Raw genomic sequence first — 20,271 nt, 5'->3', positions numbered from 1 at the left:
AAGGCCCTCGCATCGCTGCGAGGGCCTTTTTGTTTATCAAGCAAATTCAGAATCTGTCCAATCCGTTAAATCTGCATAATCTGCGGTCTAGAAGCTCCACAGGTTGTACTCGTATTCTACCAGGTCAGCGGCCGTCTGTTGAGCAGCCAGGATACCTTGCTGAGCACCACCGTAGATGTCATCCAGACGGCTGTCGCCGGCATTCGACACCTTGGTGATGTAGGAGTTGAACAACCACAGCTCGAAGGCATCAGCAAGGTTCTTGTGTTGCGCATCGTTCTCGGCATTGAACCAGATGGCGTTTTGCGGGTTGGCGCGGAACACCTTCACCAGGTCGCTGTACTTGAATGTGCCAATTGGCTTCTCGATACCCGAGATGTTGGTCGGCAGCGTGGAGGGAACCAGCAGCGTGATGGATTTGATGTCGTGATACATTCTCGACCGCTTCTTGTCGAAAATCATATCCTCTTTCACTTCCATCTCATACAAATCCTTCGGACGGTACTCGTTGCCCACCGGCGCGGGGGGAGGTGGCGGAGCTACGGCTACAGTCTCGTAAATGATTTTGCCTTTCTTATCCTTCAGCGGCTTGCCGTTGGCGCCCAGCTTGGGCTGACGCTTGGTAGTAGCCGTGCTGCCGCCGCCGCTTTTCTTCGGCGCGGGCGTGCCCCAGCCGTCATCAGAGCCACCGCCAAGGTCCTTCTCGCTAAAACCAGCTGCTTTTTCCTCGTCGCTCAGTTTTACTGCCTCGTCCACATAAGACGAGTTGGTGCGTACTTCCTGGGGCGTGAAGGTCGACGTCAGCGAGTCGTTCTTATAAGCCGTCAGTTCGCCGCGCTTCACGGCCTCGAGGATAACCCGGCTGATTTCCTTGCCTTCGGAAAACATCGGCTTGTTTTGCTTCTCGCGCAGGTCCACCTGCCGCCAGATGCTCTTGCGGAACATTTGGTCAGACGGGGGAATGGGCCGGTGCGAACCGGTGCTGCTCGCCGTAGTGGCTTGCTCCTGGGCCGAAGCCGTCAGCGACAGCGACAAGCCCGCCGCCACAGCGGCCAAGGTGTGAATGGATTTCATATCGGGCAAAAGCTAATTAATGGTAGGATAGTTCGCTAACGTGGCCAAGCCACCGGATATTACAGCAGGGGAATATTAAATTGTTTCTGAATGCTTACCGGCTCGGTGTTGCCTTGGAAGTTCATGCGCTGCACTTCCTTCACTTCCACGTACAGGCGGTCGCCGTCGCGGTAGGCATTCACCACATCGCTCAGGTCAGCCTGCGGGCCGCTAATGGTTTTGGGAGCCAAAGCGGGGCGACGGCCACGCACCAGCGTCACCTCGTAACGCGTCACACGGAACTTGGCGTCATCCGGCAGGAAGGTGGCGAAGCCAGCATCCGGCACAGCTTTCAGAGTCATCGAACGCACAGCCGTGCCAGGCGTACCTTGCTTCTCGTTGGCCTCACGGCCGCCTACGAAGCACTGAATGGTGGGCTTGGGAATCGGACGAACCTGGAAAGTCTGCGAGCCGATGGCGTTGCCACCGCTGCTCACGTTCAGAGTCACCTCTCTCGAGTTCGGAATCAGGGTCACGTCACCCACTTTGGCACCTTGGATGGCCGAAGCACCCGAAGCCGAGAAGCTGGGCTTGTACTGAGCGCCGAGGGCCGGCACCGATACGTTCAGCTTGTTGCCGCACTTGAAGTATAGCGCCTGCACCGAAGCCGACTGAATCTGCATCACCGGCTTGGTGATGTTGTACTCTACTTTCTTCACGAAAGTGGTGTCGCGGCCGTTCTGGTTGAAGCGAATCGTGCCCGTCCAAGAAGCCTTAGCTACACCTTCCGAGTTGAAAGCGCCCGGGCGAGCCGTGAACTCAACTTTGCCGTGGCCATCCGGACCTACCGAGATTGGCGAGCCGTTCAAGGTCATTTTCGGGCTGATGGTCGACGCCGAAGCGGTCAGGAACAGTCGGCTTTGTACTTGGTACCAGCAGCTACCGTATTGGACTCGGCGCTGGCGAAAGCACCAATCTTGTCAAACACAATCGTTTTGGCACCTACTTTCTGAGCCAGAGCCGACAGGGCATCAGCTTCGTACTTCAGCACTTCGGTTTCCTTCTGCGAGATGGTAGCCAGAGCAGCTACTACCGGCGTGTTCTCGAAGTTGAGCTCTTCGAAGTTTTTGGTCTTCTGGGCCTTTTCCGTCACGCGCGGGTCGTTCTTGGCGTCGATAGCCAACGGCTGCGCGCTCGGAACAAACCGCTGAATATAAGTCGAATACTCGTTCAGCTTAGGCTTTAGGCCAGTGTAAGCCAAACCGTTGCGCTTGCCACCCAACATCGTTATGGCCACTTTGTCTTCACCGCTGAGATTGGTCATTTCACCGTTTTTGTTCTCGGTGGCAACCATCAGCTTCTGACGCACGTCGCGCAGGTAAGACACCAGTTCTTTCGTCTTGGCACGAATTTCTTCGCTTTGCTTGAGCACGGCCAAGTCCTGAGGCTGGTTGTTGTTCTTCTGAACGGCAGCTTGGATACCTTTTACAGTACCGTCTGCCCCGAGCGAAGTCTTATCGTTGACACCTAAAAGGCTGTCATCGATGAACTTGAACTTCAGCAGAATTGCTGAGTTCACTTGGAGCGCCAGAAGAGCGGTTAGCACGAGATACATCATGCCAATCATCTTCTGCCGCGGGGTTTCATTACCGCCTGCCATTATCTGGTTCCGCTAAAAATTTGGTGGAAGGAATGGGAAGAAGCGCTTAGGCTTGAGCGCCGGCACGCATGGCGTTCAGCATGTTGCCGTACACGCGGTTGAGCGAGGTCAGGTTGCCGGTGAGGTCGGCTACTTGCTTCTGGAATTGCTCAGTGTCTTTGCCAGCCTGGGTCATGTTGTCCATAGCCTTGCTGAGCGTGCCGTAGAATTGGTTCATGGACTTGAGGTGCGTGTTGGCATCCTGCAGTTCCATCTCGTACACGGCGTTCAGTGCGCCCAGGTTCTTGGTCACGTTCTGCACCTGCATGTGGTACTCTTTGGCGTCCGAAGTAGCGTTCGACATGGCCGAAATAGCGTCCACGGTGTTGGAGTAAGCCACGTTGATTTTTTCGAGCGAGTCAGCAGCCGTGCGTACTTTCTTGGTGTACTCGTCGGTTACGTTGGTAGCTTCGCCCAGCTGCGACAGCTGCGAGGTGGTGGTGCTGAGGCGGTTCAGGCCTTGGCCCAGGTTCGAAATAGCTTCGGGGGTCACGTTGGCATTTTTCAGCATGTCGTCCAGCTTCATCGTCAAGCCTTTCGACGAGCTATCGGGTGCGTTGAGACGGTTGTCGCCGGTTGAGGGGTCGTAGCCTTCGCTCAGTTCGGGATACACCAGCGACCAGTCATGGCCTTTATCAACGGGTTGAAAGGCGCTCAGGAAGAAGATAACGGCTTCGGTACCCAGGCCTACGATGAGCATCAAGTCGGCACCTGCCCAGTGTTCAATTTTGAAAAGAGCACCAACAATTACAACTGCTGCACCGATGCCGTAGATTTTGGGCATCAGCTTGTCATAGAGGAAACTTTCTTTAGCTGCCATGAGGATTTAACTTGAAAGGGGGTTGAAGAAGGTGTAAGAAGGGGAGGGTGGTTAAAATAATGTCTTCCCGCTGGTTTGGGTTGTATTGAATATTAGTTGAGCGAGCTGTTGGTGCCCATGCCAATCTGAATCATCGAGCAACGGAAGCCGATGTAAGAGCGGGCCGAATCCTGGTATTCGAAGTTGCGCGTGCCGGTTTCGAGGAAGTAAGCAATATCTTTCCAAGAGCCACCGCGCACCACTTTGCGGGGTTCGTTATCATCCGGGTTGGTGGGGTTCAAGTCCCACACTACCGGTACCGAGGCTTCCATGTAAGCATCATCGCACCACTCCGACACGTTGCCGGCCATGTCGTACAGGCCGAAGTCGTTGGGGAAGAACGAGCCTACTTCCGAAGTGTAAGCAAAGCCATCCGAAGCGTAGTCGCCACGGCCGGGCTTGAAGTTGGCCAGCATGCAGCCCTTGGTGTTGCGCAGGTACGGGCCACCCCAAGGATACGTGGCGAGGTCGCGGCCGCCGCGGGCGGCGTATTCCCACTCAGCCTCGGAAGGCAGGCGGAAGTTGGGGTCGTTGGCGTAGCCCGATTCCTCGCGGGCAGCGTTGCGGAACTTGGTGCGCCAGTTGCAGAAATACTTGGCGGCAAACCAATCCACGCCCACTACCGGATAATCGTCGAAGGCGGGGTGAGTGTAGTAGTATTCGAGCAGGGGGTCGCCCATGTGGTAGGTGAAGTCGCGTACCCACACCGTGGTGTCGGGATACAGCTCCGTCATCACATATTCTTCGCCCAATACATCAAGCGAGTCCTGCTTGATGTTGTCCATAAACTGGCGGTACTCGTTGTTGGTAATCTCCGTTTCGTCCATGTAGAAGCCGGCGATGGTCACCTGCTTGTTCATGTTCACCATCGAGGCGGAGATGTCTTGGTCGGTCTGGCCCATGTGGAATGTACCGCCGGGGCAAGGTACCATGCCGTAAGGCACTTCCTGGGGGATAAAGAAGGGCCGGTCTTCGGAACCAACCAGGTCACCGGTCGGCCCTTTGCCAAAACACCCACCCAATAATGTACCGGAGATAGCAAAAAGGGATAATGCTAGAAACTTGTTCATGAGGGGTTAGAATTCTGTTAGTAATTGCTGATACCGCTAAAGTCCATTTAGATGGGCTGGCAAATCTACACTAAATTAGGATGCGGTGCAATACCTAGTATTCGCTGCACACGACCAAATTCGGGGTAAACACGCTGGATAGCGCAAATAACTCGGTTAATCCTTATTATATTTTGCGGAGCCGCCTAAAATTTATCCTAACTGGATTAGGATAATGCTCATTCAGGGTATCGAACGAGGAATAGGAAAATTAGAAGCTGTAACGGGGCGTGCGGATAGCCGGGCGGATATTGGGCGACGGCTTGGGCAAGCGGTAGGAGAGCATAATTTCGTGCGAGCTGAACGCACGGGCGTCTTGGTTGAAGGCAATGAAGTCGAAGGCATAGCCCAAGCGCACGGCATTGTCTTTGGCGAAGCTGATGCCTAACAGGCCCGAAACGGATTCCTCGGTCCGGTAGTTGGCACCAATCCAGTATTTGTCGTCGATAGTAGCGCGAACACCGCCCTCAAAGGAGTAGTTCTTAGAATTACTGAATTTGTTGCTGCTGGAGAAGTCACCCGGCAGAACGGATTTCACCAACACCGTTGGCGTCACTACAACGGACGACGAGGCATCGATATTGTAGCCGGCCGTGAAATAAGCATGGTTTTCGGCGATGTACTGCTGGGGAGTGCCCTCTATCTTACCGGTTTGCGGGTTTGCGATACCGGCGCTCTGAAACGTGTATTTCGAGCGGAGCAGGTTGTTCATGCTTAGACCCGCGTAGAATTTGGGCGACTCGTACCACAAGCCTACACCTGCGTCGAACTTGCTATCGGAAGCGCCGCTGGGCACGTTCACGTCGTATGGGTCGAGGGCGATGTAGGTGCCTTTGCTCAGGTAGGTGTAAATGCCTTGGATGCCGATGCCCAGTTTGCCCGAACCCATCTTGATGTGCTGCGAGTACGAAAGCGACGCATTGGTCATCTTCGACTGGCCTACCTGGTCGTAGTAAACCACGGCGCCCACACCACCGCCGGTGGCCAAGATGGGCAGCGAGGCCGAAATGAGGCCGGTGCGGGGCGAACCGTTGGCATCGCCGTAGTTACCATAGTTGAAATACTGGTAACGGCCGATGAGGTTCACCTCACCTTGTCCTTTGATGCCAGCGTAAGCCGGGTTCAAAGCCATGCCATTAAAACCGTAGTGGGTGAACTGGGGCTGCTGTTGGGCATACGCCGAACCGGCCGCGGCCGCGAAAAGCAGGGTCGCGAGTAACGTTCCTTTCATAGGACAGGTGTGGTGGTAACGGGTGAAGAAGAGAGGTGGGGGTGGTGGGTGGCTGCGATTGGAAGAATAGCTTCCAAATGTAAGGCAAAAACCGTCTCCAAAAAATTCAACCAAAAAAAACCGGGGCAAGGGCCTTGCTCCGGTTTTCAACCCCTTACCTGAATCAGGCGTCGGGTTTGGTATTTTTAGCGCTGGCCTTGCCCACGTCGGGCTGGGCATGGCGGCGAATGTAGGCCTCGATGGCCCCTGTCATGGACGGGGCATTGGGGTGTGGTGCCTCGATGTCGAGGATGAGGCCGGCATCGAGCACGGCTTTGGCCGTGGTGGGGCCAAAAGCGGCAATGCGGGTGCCATCCTGCACGAAATCGGGGAAGTTGATGAAGAGCGAACTGATGCCGGAGGGGCTGAAAAACGCAATGCAGTCGTACTTCACCTCGGCCAGGTCGGATAGGTCGCTGGCCACCGTGCGGTAGATAACGGCCTCCGTGAACTTGATGTTGTTGGCCCGCATGAACACCGGCAGGTCTTCCTTGCGAATGTCGGAGCAGGGGTATAAAAACTTCTCGCCTTTGTGCTTTTTGATGACGTCGAACAAATCGGCCGCCGTGCGCTCGCCCACAAACAGCTTGCGTTTGCGCAACACGATGTATTTCTGCAAGTAGTTGGCTGTCTGCTCGGAAATACAGAAATATTTCATTTCTGCGGGCATTTCCAGCTTGGCCTCCTGGCAGATGCGGAAGAAATGGTCGACGGCGTTGCGGCTCGTGAAGATGACGGCCGTGAATTCCAGAATATTGATTTTTTCGCGCCGGAAGTCTTTATAAGACACCGGCTGCACCTCGATAAACTCGCGGAAATCCACTTTGATGCCGTACTTCTCCGCAATGGCGAAATAGGGAGAAACGTCGTTGGTGGGTTTGGGCTGGGTAACCAGGATGCTGCTGATGCGCTTAGCATGCCGGCCGGTACCCGGCTGTTCTGCACTCTCGGCCATACAGGAAGAAAAAGAGTAGTACTAGGACAATAAGAGGAGAGAAATGTAAAAAGGGCAGACCGCAAGGCGGCGCCAATCAGTACGTAAAAACGATAAGTTTAAGTAAAACTAGTAAGGGCAGTACTTCAGTGGCACAAAGGTAGGCAAACAAATGTAGATTCATCAACGAAGCGTGCTGGTGCAGGGTGTGCCCCACCCGGATGACCGAGCCCACCAGAACCAAGGCGATGGCGGCGCTGGCCGCCCAGGCCACGGTGCGCGGATGCCCCGTGTTGAGGCCAAGGTACAGCAGCAGCACGAGCGGCAGCACCAAGCCTGCGAGCAGCGTGGTGCGCAGAAACTCGCGGTACTGCACATCGACCAAGGGCTGTAAGCCAAACGTGTAGCCCAGAATGCCGACGTAAACGTACTTGCCGAATACGAAGGCCGTGATGATGGCGGTGTAAAGCAGCACCCGCGCGACGATGGCGGTTTCGGGCACGTTGAAGAACTGCCGTAGCAGGGGCAGGTTTTGCAGGTCGGTGTGAATGGCGGTGAGCAGCAGTGCAAACGACAGCGCGAACAGCAGCACCAGCAGCAGGTTGAGCAGCGAAAAGGCCGGCTTGGCCAGGAAAGCCTGCTGGTCGCTGCCGTTGCCGAACAGCTCCTCTACCTGAAAAATGCGGGCCAGGCCCGGCTGGTAGGTGGTGCGCACAGCGCCGTAGCACAACCCCAGCACTAGCAGAAAGCTCAGGTACACGTTCTGGCCCTGGGGGCCGGGCAAGCGGGGCTGCGCCGCCTGCACAAGCTTCGAAGCGGCCGGGCCAGCGGCGGAGTTAGGGGTGCTGACGCCGGAAAAGGACGACAAGGCCGGGTAGCCGTCGGGCTGCCACACCGCGAGCAGGTGCGAGCCGGCCGGTAGCTGCGCAGGCAGGAGGTGCGCGAGGTCGAGCGAGTAGGTGGTGGCGGTGCGTGCCGTGAAAACAAGCTGGTTATCGATGAACAAGCTCAGGCCGGGCTGCGCGGCAAAGGACAGCGGGAACGACTGGCCGCGGCTGAGGCGCACCCACTGGTAGTAGGCGTGAGCGGGCTGGTGATAGCCCGGCAGGTAGAAGATGAGGCGGTTGCGCGCGGCGTCGTGAATCAGCCAATCGGTTGATAGCGACGTGGGCGAGGCGGGGGGCAATTGCTTGTATTCGCTGGCCCGGGCCGGGTGCCAGCTGCCGGGCAGCGCCAGCCAGAGGCTGCACAGTAGCAGCCAACCCCATTGAAGAGCACCGCGCGTGGCCATGCAGTGTTAGTTGCCGTTTTCGGCGGCTAAAAGCTGCCGGCGGGAAATTCGGCTTTGATAAACCCCAAAGAATATGCTGAGCAAGGCCGAGAACACGGCCAATGCCACAATGAGAACGGTGTTGCCGAGGTAGGCGAAGCGGATGACAAACAGAATCACCAAGATGTTGAGCAGGCCCAGCAGCAGCACGGTGCTGATTTGCTGGAAGCCCATGGCCAGGATGCGGTGGTGGATGTGGTTTTTGTCGGGCGAGAAGGGCGACTTGCCGGCTAGCATGCGCAACGAGAACACCCGCAGCGTATCGAATAAGGGCACGAACAAGATACCTACGGCTACCGAAGGTGCGGCCGAGCCGAAAGGTTGGCCCACGTGCAGGCCCATCTCAATAAACTGAATGGCCAGCACCGACACAATGAAGCCGCAAACCAAGGAACCGGTGTCGCCCATGAAGATGGGGGCGCGGTGAAAGTTGTAGCGCAAAAAGCCAAACAGGCCGCCCACCAGGCACACGGCCACGTACACATAGTTGCCGTAGCCGGAGCCGCCGTACGCGTAGAAGTAGTAGCCAAACGTGCAGCAGATGATGGACACGATGGTACCGGCCAGGCCATCGAGCCCGTCGATGAGGTTGATGGCGTTGGTGATGCCCACGATTACGAAGAAGGTGAAGGCGTAGCTGATGCCCACCGGCAGGGTGCCGATGCCCAGAATGCCCTGGAAGCTGGTCAGGCGCACATCGGCCATTATCATCACGATGCCGGTAGCCAGGAGCTGGCCCACGAACTTCTTGGACACCGACATGCCCACCAGGTCATCTTTCAGTCCCACAAAAAACAGGATGATGCAGCCGGCCAGCATTTCCTGCACCCCGTTGCGGAGCGGCGCGAAAATGGTGAGGGCCGACATAAACCCGGCAAACACGGCCACGCCCCCGAGCCGCGGGGTGAGCGACTGGTGCACGGTGCGCCCGTTGGGCGTGTCGAGCATGTTTTTGAGGTGGGCGATGTAGATGATGGAAGGCACCGCGAACAGTGACACCAGCAGCGCCCACATCCAGGACAAGCCCAGAGGAATATTAATTTGATTCATAGACAACGAATTAGGGCCGAAGCAAAGGCGGCGAATGCAACGCCGCGGTGCGAATGGCTAGCTGTGCAATACGCCCTGACGGTCGAGCAGGGCAATGTGGATGAGGTTGTCGGGCACGATGGAATCGGGCACGAAGACGAACTTCTTGTCGAAGATTTGCGCGCCGCGGTAGTAGCTCACCCAATACTGGTTGTTGAGGTGAAACACGGCCGGGTCGATGGACTCGACGGGCACGGCGGCGTGGGGCGGCACCTCCTCAAAAAGGTAGCGCAAGGTGGTGGTGCGCACCTTTTCGCCGTCGGGCTGCTGGCCGTAGCCGTTGGCGTTTATGATGACGTTCTCGAGCGAAAAGTCATTGTGATTGAGCAAGTAGACTTGCCAGAATGGTTGGCCTTCGGGCGTCAGGCTTTGCTCGCTGGGAATGACGGCTACCGAGACGCCTTCCACGGGGTCGAACTTGATATCTTGTTTCACGAGGGGGCGTTGGCGCTGGATGTAGGTGAATTTGGTGAGGCAGACGGTTCGGCCGCCGCCAATAGTTCCGTCAGGTGGCGCAGCAGGCGCTCCTGCACCTCGGCCACCGTAGGGGCGGGTGAGGTTCCTAACTCCTGGGCAAGAGACGTGACGGCTTTGTCGGTGATGCCGCAGGGCACGATGTGGCCGAAATACGACAAATCGGGGTTCACGTTCAGGGCCAAGCCGTGCAGCGTGACCCAGCGGCTGCACTTCACGCCCAGAGCGCAGATTTTGCGCGGGTTGGGCGCGCCCTCTTCCCAGTCGAGCCACACGCCGGTGAGGCCAGCAATGCGGCCGGCACGCAGGCCGTATTCGGCCAGGGTGCGGATGACGGCCTCCTCCAGCGTGCGCAGGTACCAGTGGATGTCGTTGCGGAAGTTGTCGAGGTCGAGGATGGGGTAGCCCACCAGCTGGCCGGGGCCGTGATAGGTGATGTCGCCGCCGCGGTTGATGCGGTGGAAGCTGGCGTGGTGCGCCGTCAGGGCTTCCTCGTCAAGCAGCAAATGCTCGGGCTTGCCGCTTTTGCCCAGCGTGTAGGTGTGCGGGTGCTCGCAGAGCACCAGGTGGTTGGGCGTGGGCAACGGGGCATCGCCGGTGGCTTCGGCCTGGCGGTTGTGGGTTTTAATGGCCAGCGTGGCCGCCATCAGCTCTTCCTGCAGCTCCCAAGTGGGCACGTACTCCACCAGGCCGAGGCGCTGGACTTGCAGCGTCCGGTTGGGACCAGGGCCAGCACCGGCGGGCAGGACGGCAGCGGACGGCAGCGCTGAAAGCGGTTCGACGGAAGAAGCCATGGGCGAGAGTTGATGAAACGGAGTGCAAAGGTACAAACCGCCGTAGGCTTTGGCTTGCGCGCTTCGGCGGTTAGCTTGCACGGTTTTGCGGCTGGCGCAGGCCTTGTCCCGTGCTTTCCCTCCCCTACTGTTGCTCATGGCCCACGCGCCCCACGAATTAGGACAAGCCGGCGAAGCCGCCGCCGCCGCGTATTTTGAAACCCGCGGCTACGAAGTGCTGGCACTCGGCTACCGTCATGGCCGTGCCGAAGTGGACCTAGTGCTGCGCCAGGGCCAGGCCCTGCTGGTTTTTGCGGAAGTGAAAACCCGCTCCTCGGGCCAGTACGGCACGCCGGAAACCTTTGTCTCGGCCCGCAAAAAAGAACTGTTTCGCCTCGCGGCCACGCATCTGCAGGAAGAGCTGGACTGGCGCGGCGACATTCGCTTCGACATCGTGGCTCTGACACAGCTCAGCCAGGGCTTCCGCATCGAGCACTTTGAAGACGCGTTTTATTAGTGGAGAAGAGGGAGAAGGGAAGATGAGAGACAGGCATATTTGCCTCCTGCCTATTTCCCCACCTTCCCTACTCCCCTGTATTCCCTCTACCGCCGCTTCGGCGCCACCTTAGGTGCGGCTTTGGGAACGGTGCGGGGGGTGTAGCCGGGGCGGCGGGCCGGGTTGGGGTCGGCCTGGGGCTCGTTGCGCGTGTCGAGGCTCTTTTCTTTGTCGAAGACGAGCTTGGCCTCGCGGCTGTACTCGCGGATGAGCTCGGGTTCGGCCACCTCGGGGTCGTAGCCCGACTCGCCGTACTGGTACTCGTAGCGGCGGCGGCTGCGGAAGCCCCAGTACTTGGTCCAGATGCCCACGCGCTTGCCGTTCTCGAACTGGCCGCGCCATTCGGGCTGGCCGTTCTGGAAGAACTTGGCGTAGTCGCCCTCAAGCTTGCCGTTCACATAGGGCACAATTTCGTTGATTTTGCTCCGGTCTTCGCCGTAGTAGCTCACGTTGGCGTCGCGCGGGAAGCCCATTTCGTAGTGCGTCTTGGTGAGCAGCACGCCGTTTTGGTTGAAGGTTTCCCAGCGCAGGTGCCGGGTGCCGAGGGCGTAGTAACCGGTTTCTAGCACCTTGTTGTTCTGCATTACCTTGTAGGGGCCGTGCATGATTTTGAGTTGCGCGGCGTCTTCCTCCACCGCCGCCAGCTTCAGAATCTTCCGCTTCTTGGTGTCGTAGTAGTAATAGGCCGGCGCGTAGGCATTAAGCGGTTTGGGGTACTTCAGGTAGTAGAAGATGGTGATTTTCTGATTGCGGCCTTTCGGGCCGGTCTTCACGAAGGCCTTCTTCATCTTCTCGCCCAGGAAGACGTTTTTCTTCTTCTTTTTCGACTTTCGCTGGGCGTCCTTCTCCGCGTCCTTGGCGGCCTTTTCTTGCTCCTTGGTGAGCACCGCCTTGCGGGCCGTGCTCAGCGAGGGCTTGCCGTTGAGCGTGTCACCGGTCGTGGTCAGCGTGTCCGACACCATTGCCAAGGGTTCGTCGGGCGTGCTTTTGAACGACACCGTTTTGCGGGTGCACGCCCACGGCAGCACCGTGAATAGCGCCAGCATCATTCCCCCCAAAAAACGCAGCGGCCGTGGCCCCAAACGAGAGATACCCATGAATTGAAAATAGCCAACAATAATACCGCGGCCCTAACGCAAATGTAGCGCGCTTTGGTGCCCGGGTTCTTATTCCAGGGCAGGAGGGTATGGGGGTAAGAGGGTAAGAGGTGCGCAAATACCTCCTACCCTCTTACCCCCATACCCTCCTGCCCTACTTCACCGCCCGCGTGGCCAAATCCAAGTGTTGGCCGGCCACCAGCAGGTGCAGCCGCAGGTTGTGGCCGCTGATGACCTCGTCCGCGGCCAGGGTGGGCAGGTTGTTGTGGGTCGCGTCGGCGGCATCCACCACCACCACGGCTTCCTCGCCAAATACCTCGGCGGGCTGGCCGGCGCGCACGATGAGGCCGGTTTCTTCGCTCAGGCCGATGCCGAGCAGCGCGGGCCGGGCCAGCACGGCGTGCATGAGGCGCGGGTAACGGCCGCGCTCGGCAAAGTGCTGGTCGAGCAGCACGCCCGGCAGCAAGCCCAGGCCGGGCTTCACCTCAATCTGGCCGCCGAGCAGGCTGCGCCAGCCGTGGCCGTGCACCAGCATCACCTCGGCCATGGCGCTGGCACCGGCGCTGGTGCCGGCCACAAAGAACTGACGCTCGGTTGCATACTTATGGCGGAGGATGTTCAGGAACTCGGTGCCCAGCAGAAATTCGGTGATGCGCTCCTGGTCGCCGCCGCTCATGAACACCAAGGCGGCGTCGCGCAGGCGCTGGAGCGTTTCGGGGGCGTCGGCGGGATAGTCTTCGCACACTTGCAGGTGGCGCACGTGGGGGCAGCCTTGCTGGTGCAGGGCGTGGGCGTAGGCAGCGGCGGTGCGGGCGGGCTGGCGGCGGCTGGCGGTGGTGAGGATTTCGATGGGGGCGTGGCGGTCGGGCAGCAGGCGGGCCAGCAGGGCCAGCATGGGGTCGTCGTCGCCGCCGCCCAGCATGACGAGAGTGCCGAGGGGCGCGGCGGCAGAAGTTTCAGTGGGCATAGCTTGGGAAGCGGTTGGGACGGCAAGTTGGGGCTTGAATGACACTCAGCGGACGGGGATGGAAAGGTGGTGCCACGCTTTATCAGCCGTCCGCGCCACGGAGGACCTTCTCGCGGCTGCACGCATTTGCAGTGCCTCTCTTACGGCGAAGACGGGAGAAGGTCCTTCGCGGAGCCTAGGATGACAGCCCAGCCACTTCTTTTCTCCTCACCCAACACCCATTTACCGCCCAGTTCGCCCTACTTTTGTGGGGCTTATTTTCTCCATCAACCCCGCTTGCCTAGCGAAGCATCTCCCCTCCTCTCTTTTTCATGCAGCCGCAGACCGTGGAAACCATCACGTCCCTGATTCAGGAGGGCGAATTTTTTAAGTTAAAGCAGCTGCTTCGCGATTTCCAGCCCTCGGAGCTGGTGGCGCTCATTGAGGCCGAAGAGGACCGGGAACAGCTCATCATCTTTCGGCTGCTGCCGCTCAAGCTGGCCACCGAGGTGTTCGAATACCTCGATTTGGAGGTGCAACGGCACTTCCTGGCCAACCTGGCCCAGGACAAGATGGCCGACATCCTCAACGAGATGTCGCCCGACGACCGCACGGCCCTGCTGGAGTTTCTGCCCGCCAACTTCGTGGCCGAGCTGGTGCAAAGCCTGAGCGAGGAAGAACGCAAGGTGACGCTGCAACTGCTGGGCTACCCCGAATACTCGGTGGGCCGGCTGATGACGCCCGACTACATCGCCATCCGCGAGAACTGGACGGTGCAGCAGGTGCTCGACTACATCCGCCAGCACGGCGGGCAGTCCGAAACGCTGAGCATGCTCTACGTGACCGATGCCCACGGCGTGCTCATCGACGACATCCGCATTCGGGAGTTTCTGCTCTCGGCGCCCGCCGCCCGGGTGCGCGACCTCATGGACCGCCGCTACGTGAGCCTGAACGCCGCCCAGGACCAGGAGGAAGCCATTGATATTTTCCGGCGCAACGACCGCATTGCCCTGCCCGTGGTGTCAGATTCGGGCATTCTGCTTGGCATCGTGACGCAGGACGACATCCTCAGCATTCGCGAGGAAGAAGACACCGAGGACATTCAGAAGCTGGGCGGCTCCGAGGCACTGGACGAGCCTTACCTCACCATGCCGCTCATGCGGCTGGTGCAGAAGCGGGCCGGCTGGCTGGTGGTGCTGTTTCTGGGCGAACTGCTCACGGCTTCGGCCATGCAGTTCTTCGAGGGCGAGCTGCAAAAGGCCATCGTGCTCATGCAGTTCGTGCCGCTCATCATCAGCTCCGGGGGCAACTCGGGCTCGCAGGCCACCTCGCTCATCATCCGGGCCATGGCGCTGGGCGAGTTCACGCTGGGCGAGTGGTGGCGGGTGCTGCGGCGCGAAATCATCACGGGCCTGGCCCTGGGTTTGATTCTGGGGCTGGTGGGCTTCGGGCGCATTGCCATCTGGCAAAGCATCACGCCCATCTACGGCGAGCATTGGGTGCTGGTGGCCCTCACGGTGGGCGTGGCGCTGGTGGGCATTGTGCTGTGGGGCTCGTTGGCGGGCTCCATGCTGCCGCTGCTGCTCAAGAAGCTGGGGCTGGACCCGGCCACTTCGTCGGCGCCCTTTGTAGCCACGCTGGTAGACGTAACGGGGCTGATTATCTATTTCACCGTGGCCCTGCTGCTTTTGCGCGGCACGCTGCTGTAACAGGATTTTCAGTAAGTTGAATGTCATGCAGAACGTCAGCAAAACCTCTTTACTGCAGCAGTAATTGATTGCGCTGCGCGGTAAAGATGCTTTGCTGTCGCTCTGCATGACGTTTTAAGAAACCTCAAATCCGCCCTCCATGCCCCGCTACCGCTCCTCCTTGCTGCTGCCCGCGGCCGCGCTGGCACTGGGCGGCTGCGCGGTGCTGGGCAACGTGACGCAGCTCGACGACGGCTACTACCGCGTGGTGCACCGCCCGGCGGGCGACACGCTGGCGGCGCTGGCCTCCAACCAGCCGCTTTATGTGCAGCAGCGGGCCGATACCCTGCTGCTGACGCCCGACGCGCCCGCCGGCCGGCCCCGCACCTACCGCTACGCCCTGCTGCCCACCCAGCGGCTGTGGCTGCTGCGCCGCCGGCTCGACCTCGACGTGTTCACCATTCCCTTCAAGGTGCGGCCGCCGCAGGGCGGGGTGCCGGTGCAGCTCAACACCAATTTCAACGCCGCCCTTTACGTGGGCCGGCGGCTCGATTTCTACTCCTTGCGCACCAAACGCACCACCCCGTTTGGGCCCACGCCGCACATCCGGGCCACAGGGCTGGGCTACGGGGCCTTCATTGGGGCAGGCTCCACCTTCATCACCGACGACGTGACGGCCGCCGCCCGCCCCACCGCCGCCGACTACGAGGGCGTGGTGTTGCACGGCGGCCTGGCCGCCATCTACGATGCCCGGGCTTTCAACATCGGCCTCGCCGCCGGCCTCGACCAGTTGCTGGGCCCCGACGCGGAGCATTGGGTGTACCAGCACAAGCCCTGGTTCGGCGTCCTGTTCGGCCTCGATTTGAATTAGCACGGGCTGGTTTCATTGCCCACAACCACCGCCACACGTGGCGGTCCATGTGGGCAGTGTGCCGAAGCCCACCGCCACGCGTGGCGGGCCATGCGGGAGGTGTGTTGATGCCTGCCGCCACATGTGGCGGGCTATGTAGCCAGTGTGCCAATGCCTATTGGCACTGGTGCCGGGCCATGTGGAAGGTGTGCCGAAGGGTACTGGCACCGGTGCCAGCAGGCATCAGCATACTTCCCATAGCCACCGGCACTAGTGCCGGGCCACCTACCTACTGTGCTTTCCCTTGTGGGCACGGGTGCCGGTGGTTGCGGGAAGTATGTCGCTGCTACTCCCGCTTGCGCCGGCCAGCCCCGGCCCAGTGCCGGGCCAGGGCGCGGCGCACGGCCGCCACGGTGGGCAGGTCGTCGAGGTAGAAACGTTCGGCCGTGTCGGGGCGGTAGCGCGGGCGACCGGCGCGGCTGGTGCCAGCCAAGAAGAAAACGTCGGTGGCGTAGCGCGGCTCGGAGCCGGAATAGGTGTAGCGGCCGTGGCGCGTGAGCAGGGTGCCGCGCAGGTCGCACCGCTTCAGGGCCAGCAATTCCTCGCGTCCGTCGCGGTTCACGTCGGCAAAGAAGAAGTCTTCCAGGGAAATACCATCATCCAGCTCCCGCACCGGCAATATGCTCAGGGCATACCGGTTAGGGCGATAGGGGTCGAGCACCAGCAGGTCGGTGCCGTGCGGGTTGTCACCCTGCCCGGGGCTGACACTGAGGAACAGTTGCCGGCCAAACGCGCCGGGCCGCCACGCGTGGGCTACCACGCGGCCGTAGCCACCCTCCGCCAGCGAGATGGGCAGCACCCGGCGCACAAACTGGTCGTCGGTTTCATCGGGGCGCCGGCGGGCCCAGCCCCGCTGCCGGGTCTGGTCTTCGAGGCGCTGGGCTTCGGAGTAACGCAGGGGCGCATGCGGCCCGGTGAGCTCGATGGGCACCCGCACGGCCACCCGCACGCGCCGGCCGTGCTGGCGGCCGGGCACCACCCGCTGCTCGCTGCCCAGGCCCGGAATCAAGGTTTCGGCAATATCCGACCGCAGTTCGTCTAGCCCCCGGCGGCTGGTCACGGTCCCGTCTTTCTCCACCACCCCGCCCAGCACCACACGGCCGTGCGGGGGCACGCGCACGGTATCGGGCAGCAGGAAATGGTTCAACACCTGCTCTCGCAGATACGGCACCAGCGGCCCGCCGCCCGGCCCGGTCGGCAGGCGGTCGGCGTGGGCGTATACCGGGGCCTCGCCGGGCTCGGCGGTAAGCAAGGTGCGCGGGGGGCCCTGCGCCGCCAGCCGGGGCTGCAGGGGCAGCAGCATGCGCACCGCCCGGCCGTGCAGCCGGCCGGGCGCCAGGCGCAGTTGCCGCAGCGTGTCCAGCATGGCCGAGTCGACGGCGGGCGCAATCTGCCCACCCAGCCGGACGTGCTCCACCGCCCCGCTTTGGCCCACCACCAGCTCCATCCGGTACGGCAAGGAGGCCAGGCCGATGCTATACCCGGCGGGCAGCACGAGGCGGGCCAGCATGGCGGCCTCTACCACGAGATGCACCGGCCCGCCCCCCACAGCCATGGGCAGTTGGTCAACTTCTTCGTAACACTCCTGGCCCGTGGGCGGGGCCAAAGTGGCCAGGGTAGCGCGCCGCGGCTGCCGGGGGTGGGCCCGCGTCACATCGCTCGGCACCAGCATGTCGAGTTGCCCGTCGTGGTTGATGTCAGCCAGGTGAAGCTCTTGGATGTGCGACGACGGCGCAGGCACTCGGTAGAGGGGTTCAAACGTGCCCCGGCCCTGGTTGAGGCGCACCCCTACCGTCCCATTACCGATAACCAAGTCGAGGTCGCCGTCGTGGTCTACGTCGCCCAGCGCCACCAGGCTTTGGCCGTCGTGCGCCAGCGTATCCGTTAGGTCCGGCCGGCCGAAATGCCCGCGGCCGTCGTTCAGAAACACGCCCAACTGGCCTTCGCCAATGTCGCCCAGTTCCATCACCAGGTCGGGCCGCGCGTCGCCGTTGAGGTCGCCAATAGCCACGCTGTAGCCGCTGCATTTCGGCAGAATTTGCTCGTGGCCAAAGTGGCCTTGGCCGTCGTTGAGGAGCATGTTGCCCCGCTCGCCGGGCGAGAGGATATCCAGGTCGTGGTCGCCGTCCACGTCGGCCAGGGCCACGCGCTTGTAAGGCTCGTTGTAGAAACCGTGCTTTTGGGCCACTTTCCGGAATTGCCAGCGGCCATGCCCGTCGTTCAGCCCCACCGCCAGCTGGGCGCCGGCGGCCAGCACCACGTCGGGGTCGCCGTCGCCGTCCACATCGCCCACGTTCAGGTCGTCCACATCGCCCCAATCGGGGAGTACAGGAACAGGCTGCGGCACCAGCCGGCCCCGGCCCTCGTTGCGCCACAGCAGCAAGGGGCCGCCCGCTTGCTGGTAGATGCTGCCGCCCGTCAGCAGGTCGGCGTCGCCGTCCGCGTCGGCGTCGAGGCCCGCCAGCACCACCACGTCCGCGTCGCGCAGCACCGGCCCGTGGCGCAGGCCCCCGCGGCCGTCGCCGTACCAGACGGTCACGGTGCCTTGCGGGTCGAAATTGAACTCGCCGTAGTTCTCGTTGGCATGGGCCAGGTCCAGGTGGCCGTCGCCGTTGAAGTCGGCCATGGCCACCATGTGCTCTTCCGAGCCGAGGGGCGAGCTCACGACGCCGGGCACGCGCGGAGTGGGTTTGGCGCGCACTGTCCTCCGGGCCGGAGCCGAAGTCGGCTGCGGGTCAGGTCCTTTGGTCAGCAAAAGCAGAATTCCTATCAGCCCGGCGCACACCGGCAGTAGCCACCAATAACGGCGGAAGTTGGTCGACCAAGGCATGAAGGCGGGTTGCGAAACGTGGCGCTTAGCAAAGAAACGCACAGAAGCGGCCAGTTAATACCCCACTCGCTCAGCAATCTGACTCAGCAGCCCGGCTTGCTTGGCATCCTATTCCAGCTTGCGCCGGCTGGCCTTCTTCTCACCCTGAATCTTTTTGCTATCCAAGCGTTTGCGCACGGCGGCTTTGCTGGGCTTGGTGGCCTTGCGGGGCTTGGGGCGGCGCAGGCTTTTCAGCAGCAGGGCGTGGAAGCGGGCCAGGGCAATTTCCTTGTTACGCAGCTGGCTGCGGTCGTCCTGCACGGCAATGAGCAGCAGGCCCTCAGCCGTGAGTTGGTTGCCCAACTTCTCCAGTATCAGCGTCTTCTGTTCCTCGGTCAGCACCTGCGATTCCCGCAACGGAAAGCGCAGCTCCACGCGCGATTCCACCTTGTTCACGTTCTGTCCGCCCGGCCCGCTGGCCCGGCTGGTTTGGAAGGTGATTTCGGGCAGGAAGGCGGTGGCGGGAGGCAGCATGGGGCGAAAGTAGCGTGGACTCTGCGAGTCCGCGTATTATCAGGTTGGCTCCGTCGGGCAGGCGCGGACTCGCAGAGTCCACGCTACGCTACTTATTTAAGAGCATCGCCCCATAGGAGTACCCACCACCGAACACCGTGATGATGACCTTGTCGCCGGCCTTCAGCGTGTCCCACACCTCGGCCAGGCCGATGGCGGCGCCGGCGCAGCCGGTGTTGCCCAGGCGCTGGATGTTGTTCACGGCGCGGGCCGGGTCGAGGCCAAGCTGCTTCACCACGTTGTTAGAGATGCGCAGGTTGGCCTGATGCGGAATGAGGTAGGTCAGCTCCTCGGTGGGAATGTGGTGCTTCGTGAGCAGTTGCTGCGTCACCTTGGCCATGTAGATGCAGGCTTGCTGAAACACGTCGCGGCCGAAGGGCATCACAATGCCTTTTTCTACCGGTTTCAGCGTCACCGACTCGTCGGCCTTGCTCACAGGCGCGGCCCCACCCGTGACGACTTCGCGGATGTGCAGGTCATCGTCGCTGAGGCGCTCTTTGCTGATGAGCAGGGCCGCCGCGCCGTCGCCCCACAGGTGGCCGGCCATGGTGTCTTCTTCGTTGTTGTAAGCGGTGTTATGCTCCGTGACAACGACCACGGCGCGACGGGCTTTGCCCATGGCGAAGTAGCCCTCCACAATCTCCACCGCGTTGAGCAGCGACGAGCAGGCCGACGAGATGCTCACCGTCGGAATTTCGTTCACGCCCAGGTCGCGCTGCACGGCGTGGGCCGCTGTGAAAATGGTGTCGTGCGGGGTGTAGGTGCCCACCACAATCAAATCAACACTTTCCGACGCAAAAGCCGGGGCGGCCTCAAACGCCGCACGGGTGGCGGCAATGGCCATGGTATTCGCATTTTCGCCGGGGCCCGCTTTGCGGCGCTCCTGAATGCCGGTTCGCTCAATTATCCACTCGTTGGCCAGGCCATTGAGGCGCGTGAAGTGAGCATTGGTAACGACGGCCTCCGGGAGGTAGGACGCCACATGGTGAAGGTACACGAGGTCGTATTGGGTGGAACGCAAAGCCGCGGTGCGGCGCGGCAAAGGTACGGCCCCGCCCCCGCGACGGTCGGCCCGCACCAGGCAGATGCCCGAATTTTACAC

At 61.0% G+C, this 20,271-nt stretch carries 17 protein-coding genes and 1 pseudogene; 3 read left to right on the top strand and 15 right to left on the bottom strand.

All coding sequences use genetic code 11. The annotated features are described in order from the left end of the window. Nucleotides 1–87 precede the first annotated feature (87 nt). From porN to lipB, 10 genes and pseudogenes are all read right to left on the bottom strand, one after another. Complete coding sequence (gene porN / locus MTP16_RS07170) at nt 88–1,074, bottom strand: type IX secretion system ring subunit PorN/GldN (protein ID WP_243517354.1); 987 nt, start codon at nt 1,072–1,074, stop codon at nt 88–90. Nucleotides 1,075–1,133: 59 nt separating this feature from the next. Next, a pseudogene (porM, locus tag MTP16_RS26150) lies at nt 1,134–2,668 on the bottom strand (type IX secretion system motor protein PorM/GldM). Between the two features lie 91 nt (nt 2,669–2,759). Continuing rightward, complete coding sequence (gene porL, locus MTP16_RS07155) at nt 2,760–3,572, bottom strand: type IX secretion system motor protein PorL/GldL (protein ID WP_243517337.1); 813 nt, start codon at nt 3,570–3,572, stop codon at nt 2,760–2,762. Nucleotides 3,573–3,664: 92 nt separating this feature from the next. Further along, nucleotides 3,665–4,681, bottom strand: coding sequence for a T9SS ring complex lipoprotein PorK/GldK (gene porK, locus MTP16_RS07150; protein ID WP_243517333.1), 1,017 nt, complete (start codon nt 4,679–4,681; stop codon nt 3,665–3,667). Between the two features lie 250 nt (nt 4,682–4,931). Continuing rightward, a complete protein-coding gene (locus MTP16_RS07145) occupies nt 4,932–5,951 on the bottom strand; it encodes a PorP/SprF family type IX secretion system membrane protein (RefSeq protein WP_243517315.1) in 1,020 nt (339 codons plus the stop codon). Nucleotides 5,952–6,114: 163 nt separating this feature from the next. After that, entirely contained in the window at nt 6,115–6,945 is an 831-nt protein-coding gene (locus MTP16_RS07140) for a uroporphyrinogen-III synthase (protein WP_243517312.1), read from the bottom strand. 76 nt (nt 6,946–7,021) lie between these two features. After that, nucleotides 7,022–8,215 (bottom strand): DUF4271 domain-containing protein, encoded by a 1,194-nt coding sequence (locus tag MTP16_RS07135; protein ID WP_243517310.1) that lies wholly within the window; start codon nt 8,213–8,215, stop codon nt 7,022–7,024. A gap of 6 nt (nt 8,216–8,221) precedes the next feature. Further along, nucleotides 8,222–9,304 carry an MraY family glycosyltransferase gene (locus MTP16_RS07130; RefSeq protein ID WP_243517308.1) on the bottom strand — a complete coding sequence of 361 codons (1,083 nt, stop codon included), beginning with the start codon at nt 9,302–9,304 and terminating at the stop codon, nt 8,222–8,224. A gap of 57 nt (nt 9,305–9,361) precedes the next feature. Next, the gene (locus tag MTP16_RS07125) at nt 9,362–9,778 is read right to left on the bottom strand and encodes a hypothetical protein (protein ID WP_243517306.1); all 417 of its coding nucleotides are present in this window, start codon (nt 9,776–9,778) and stop codon (nt 9,362–9,364) included. After that, nucleotides 9,775–10,611: a lipoyl(octanoyl) transferase LipB gene (gene lipB / locus MTP16_RS07120; RefSeq protein ID WP_243517305.1), complete on the bottom strand. Its 837-nt coding sequence runs from the start codon at nt 10,609–10,611 to the stop codon at nt 9,775–9,777. The genes MTP16_RS07125 and lipB overlap by 4 nt, the downstream gene beginning before the upstream one ends. Before the next feature lie 136 nt (nt 10,612–10,747). On the opposite strand from lipB, the gene MTP16_RS07115 reads away from it, so the two are divergent. Further along, entirely contained in the window at nt 10,748–11,107 is a 360-nt protein-coding gene (locus tag MTP16_RS07115) for a YraN family protein (RefSeq protein WP_243517303.1), read from the top strand. An 86-nt stretch (nt 11,108–11,193) separates the two neighbouring features. Here the strand turns inward: MTP16_RS07115 and MTP16_RS07110 are convergent, their stop codons facing one another. Next, nucleotides 11,194–12,195 (bottom strand): toxin-antitoxin system YwqK family antitoxin, encoded by a 1,002-nt coding sequence (locus MTP16_RS07110; RefSeq protein WP_243517301.1) that lies wholly within the window; start codon nt 12,193–12,195, stop codon nt 11,194–11,196. Between the two features lie 202 nt (nt 12,196–12,397). Beyond that, a complete protein-coding gene (locus MTP16_RS07105) occupies nt 12,398–13,210 on the bottom strand; it encodes a cyanophycinase (protein WP_243517300.1) in 813 nt (270 codons plus the stop codon). A gap of 311 nt (nt 13,211–13,521) precedes the next feature. Here MTP16_RS07105 and mgtE point away from each other — a divergent pair, with 311 nt between their 5' ends. Next, nucleotides 13,522–14,898 (top strand): magnesium transporter, encoded by a 1,377-nt coding sequence (mgtE, locus tag MTP16_RS07100; RefSeq protein ID WP_243517297.1) that lies wholly within the window; start codon nt 13,522–13,524, stop codon nt 14,896–14,898. Between the two features lie 139 nt (nt 14,899–15,037). Further along, nucleotides 15,038–15,748 (top strand): hypothetical protein, encoded by a 711-nt coding sequence (locus MTP16_RS07095; RefSeq protein WP_243517292.1) that lies wholly within the window; start codon nt 15,038–15,040, stop codon nt 15,746–15,748. Nucleotides 15,749–16,073: 325 nt separating this feature from the next. Here the strand turns inward: MTP16_RS07095 and MTP16_RS07090 are convergent, their stop codons facing one another. The 3 genes from MTP16_RS07090 to MTP16_RS07080 all read right to left on the bottom strand — a co-directional run bounded on the left by MTP16_RS07090 (nt 16,074) and on the right by MTP16_RS07080 (nt 20,166). After that, nucleotides 16,074–18,659 carry an FG-GAP repeat domain-containing protein gene (locus MTP16_RS07090; RefSeq protein WP_243517289.1) on the bottom strand — a complete coding sequence of 862 codons (2,586 nt, stop codon included), beginning with the start codon at nt 18,657–18,659 and terminating at the stop codon, nt 16,074–16,076. Between the two features lie 66 nt (nt 18,660–18,725). Continuing rightward, nucleotides 18,726–19,130 carry an alternative ribosome rescue aminoacyl-tRNA hydrolase ArfB gene (gene arfB / locus MTP16_RS07085; RefSeq protein WP_243517286.1) on the bottom strand — a complete coding sequence of 135 codons (405 nt, stop codon included), beginning with the start codon at nt 19,128–19,130 and terminating at the stop codon, nt 18,726–18,728. A gap of 88 nt (nt 19,131–19,218) precedes the next feature. Further along, a complete protein-coding gene (locus tag MTP16_RS07080; RefSeq protein WP_243519999.1) occupies nt 19,219–20,166 on the bottom strand; it encodes a 3-oxoacyl-ACP synthase III family protein in 948 nt (315 codons plus the stop codon). Nucleotides 20,167–20,271 lie beyond the last annotated feature (105 nt).

It is taken from the genome of Hymenobacter monticola, assembly GCF_022811645.1.
GTDB classification, from domain to species: domain Bacteria; phylum Bacteroidota; class Bacteroidia; order Cytophagales; family Hymenobacteraceae; genus Hymenobacter; species Hymenobacter monticola.
This window is presented reverse-complemented; position numbering and strand designations above follow the sequence as displayed.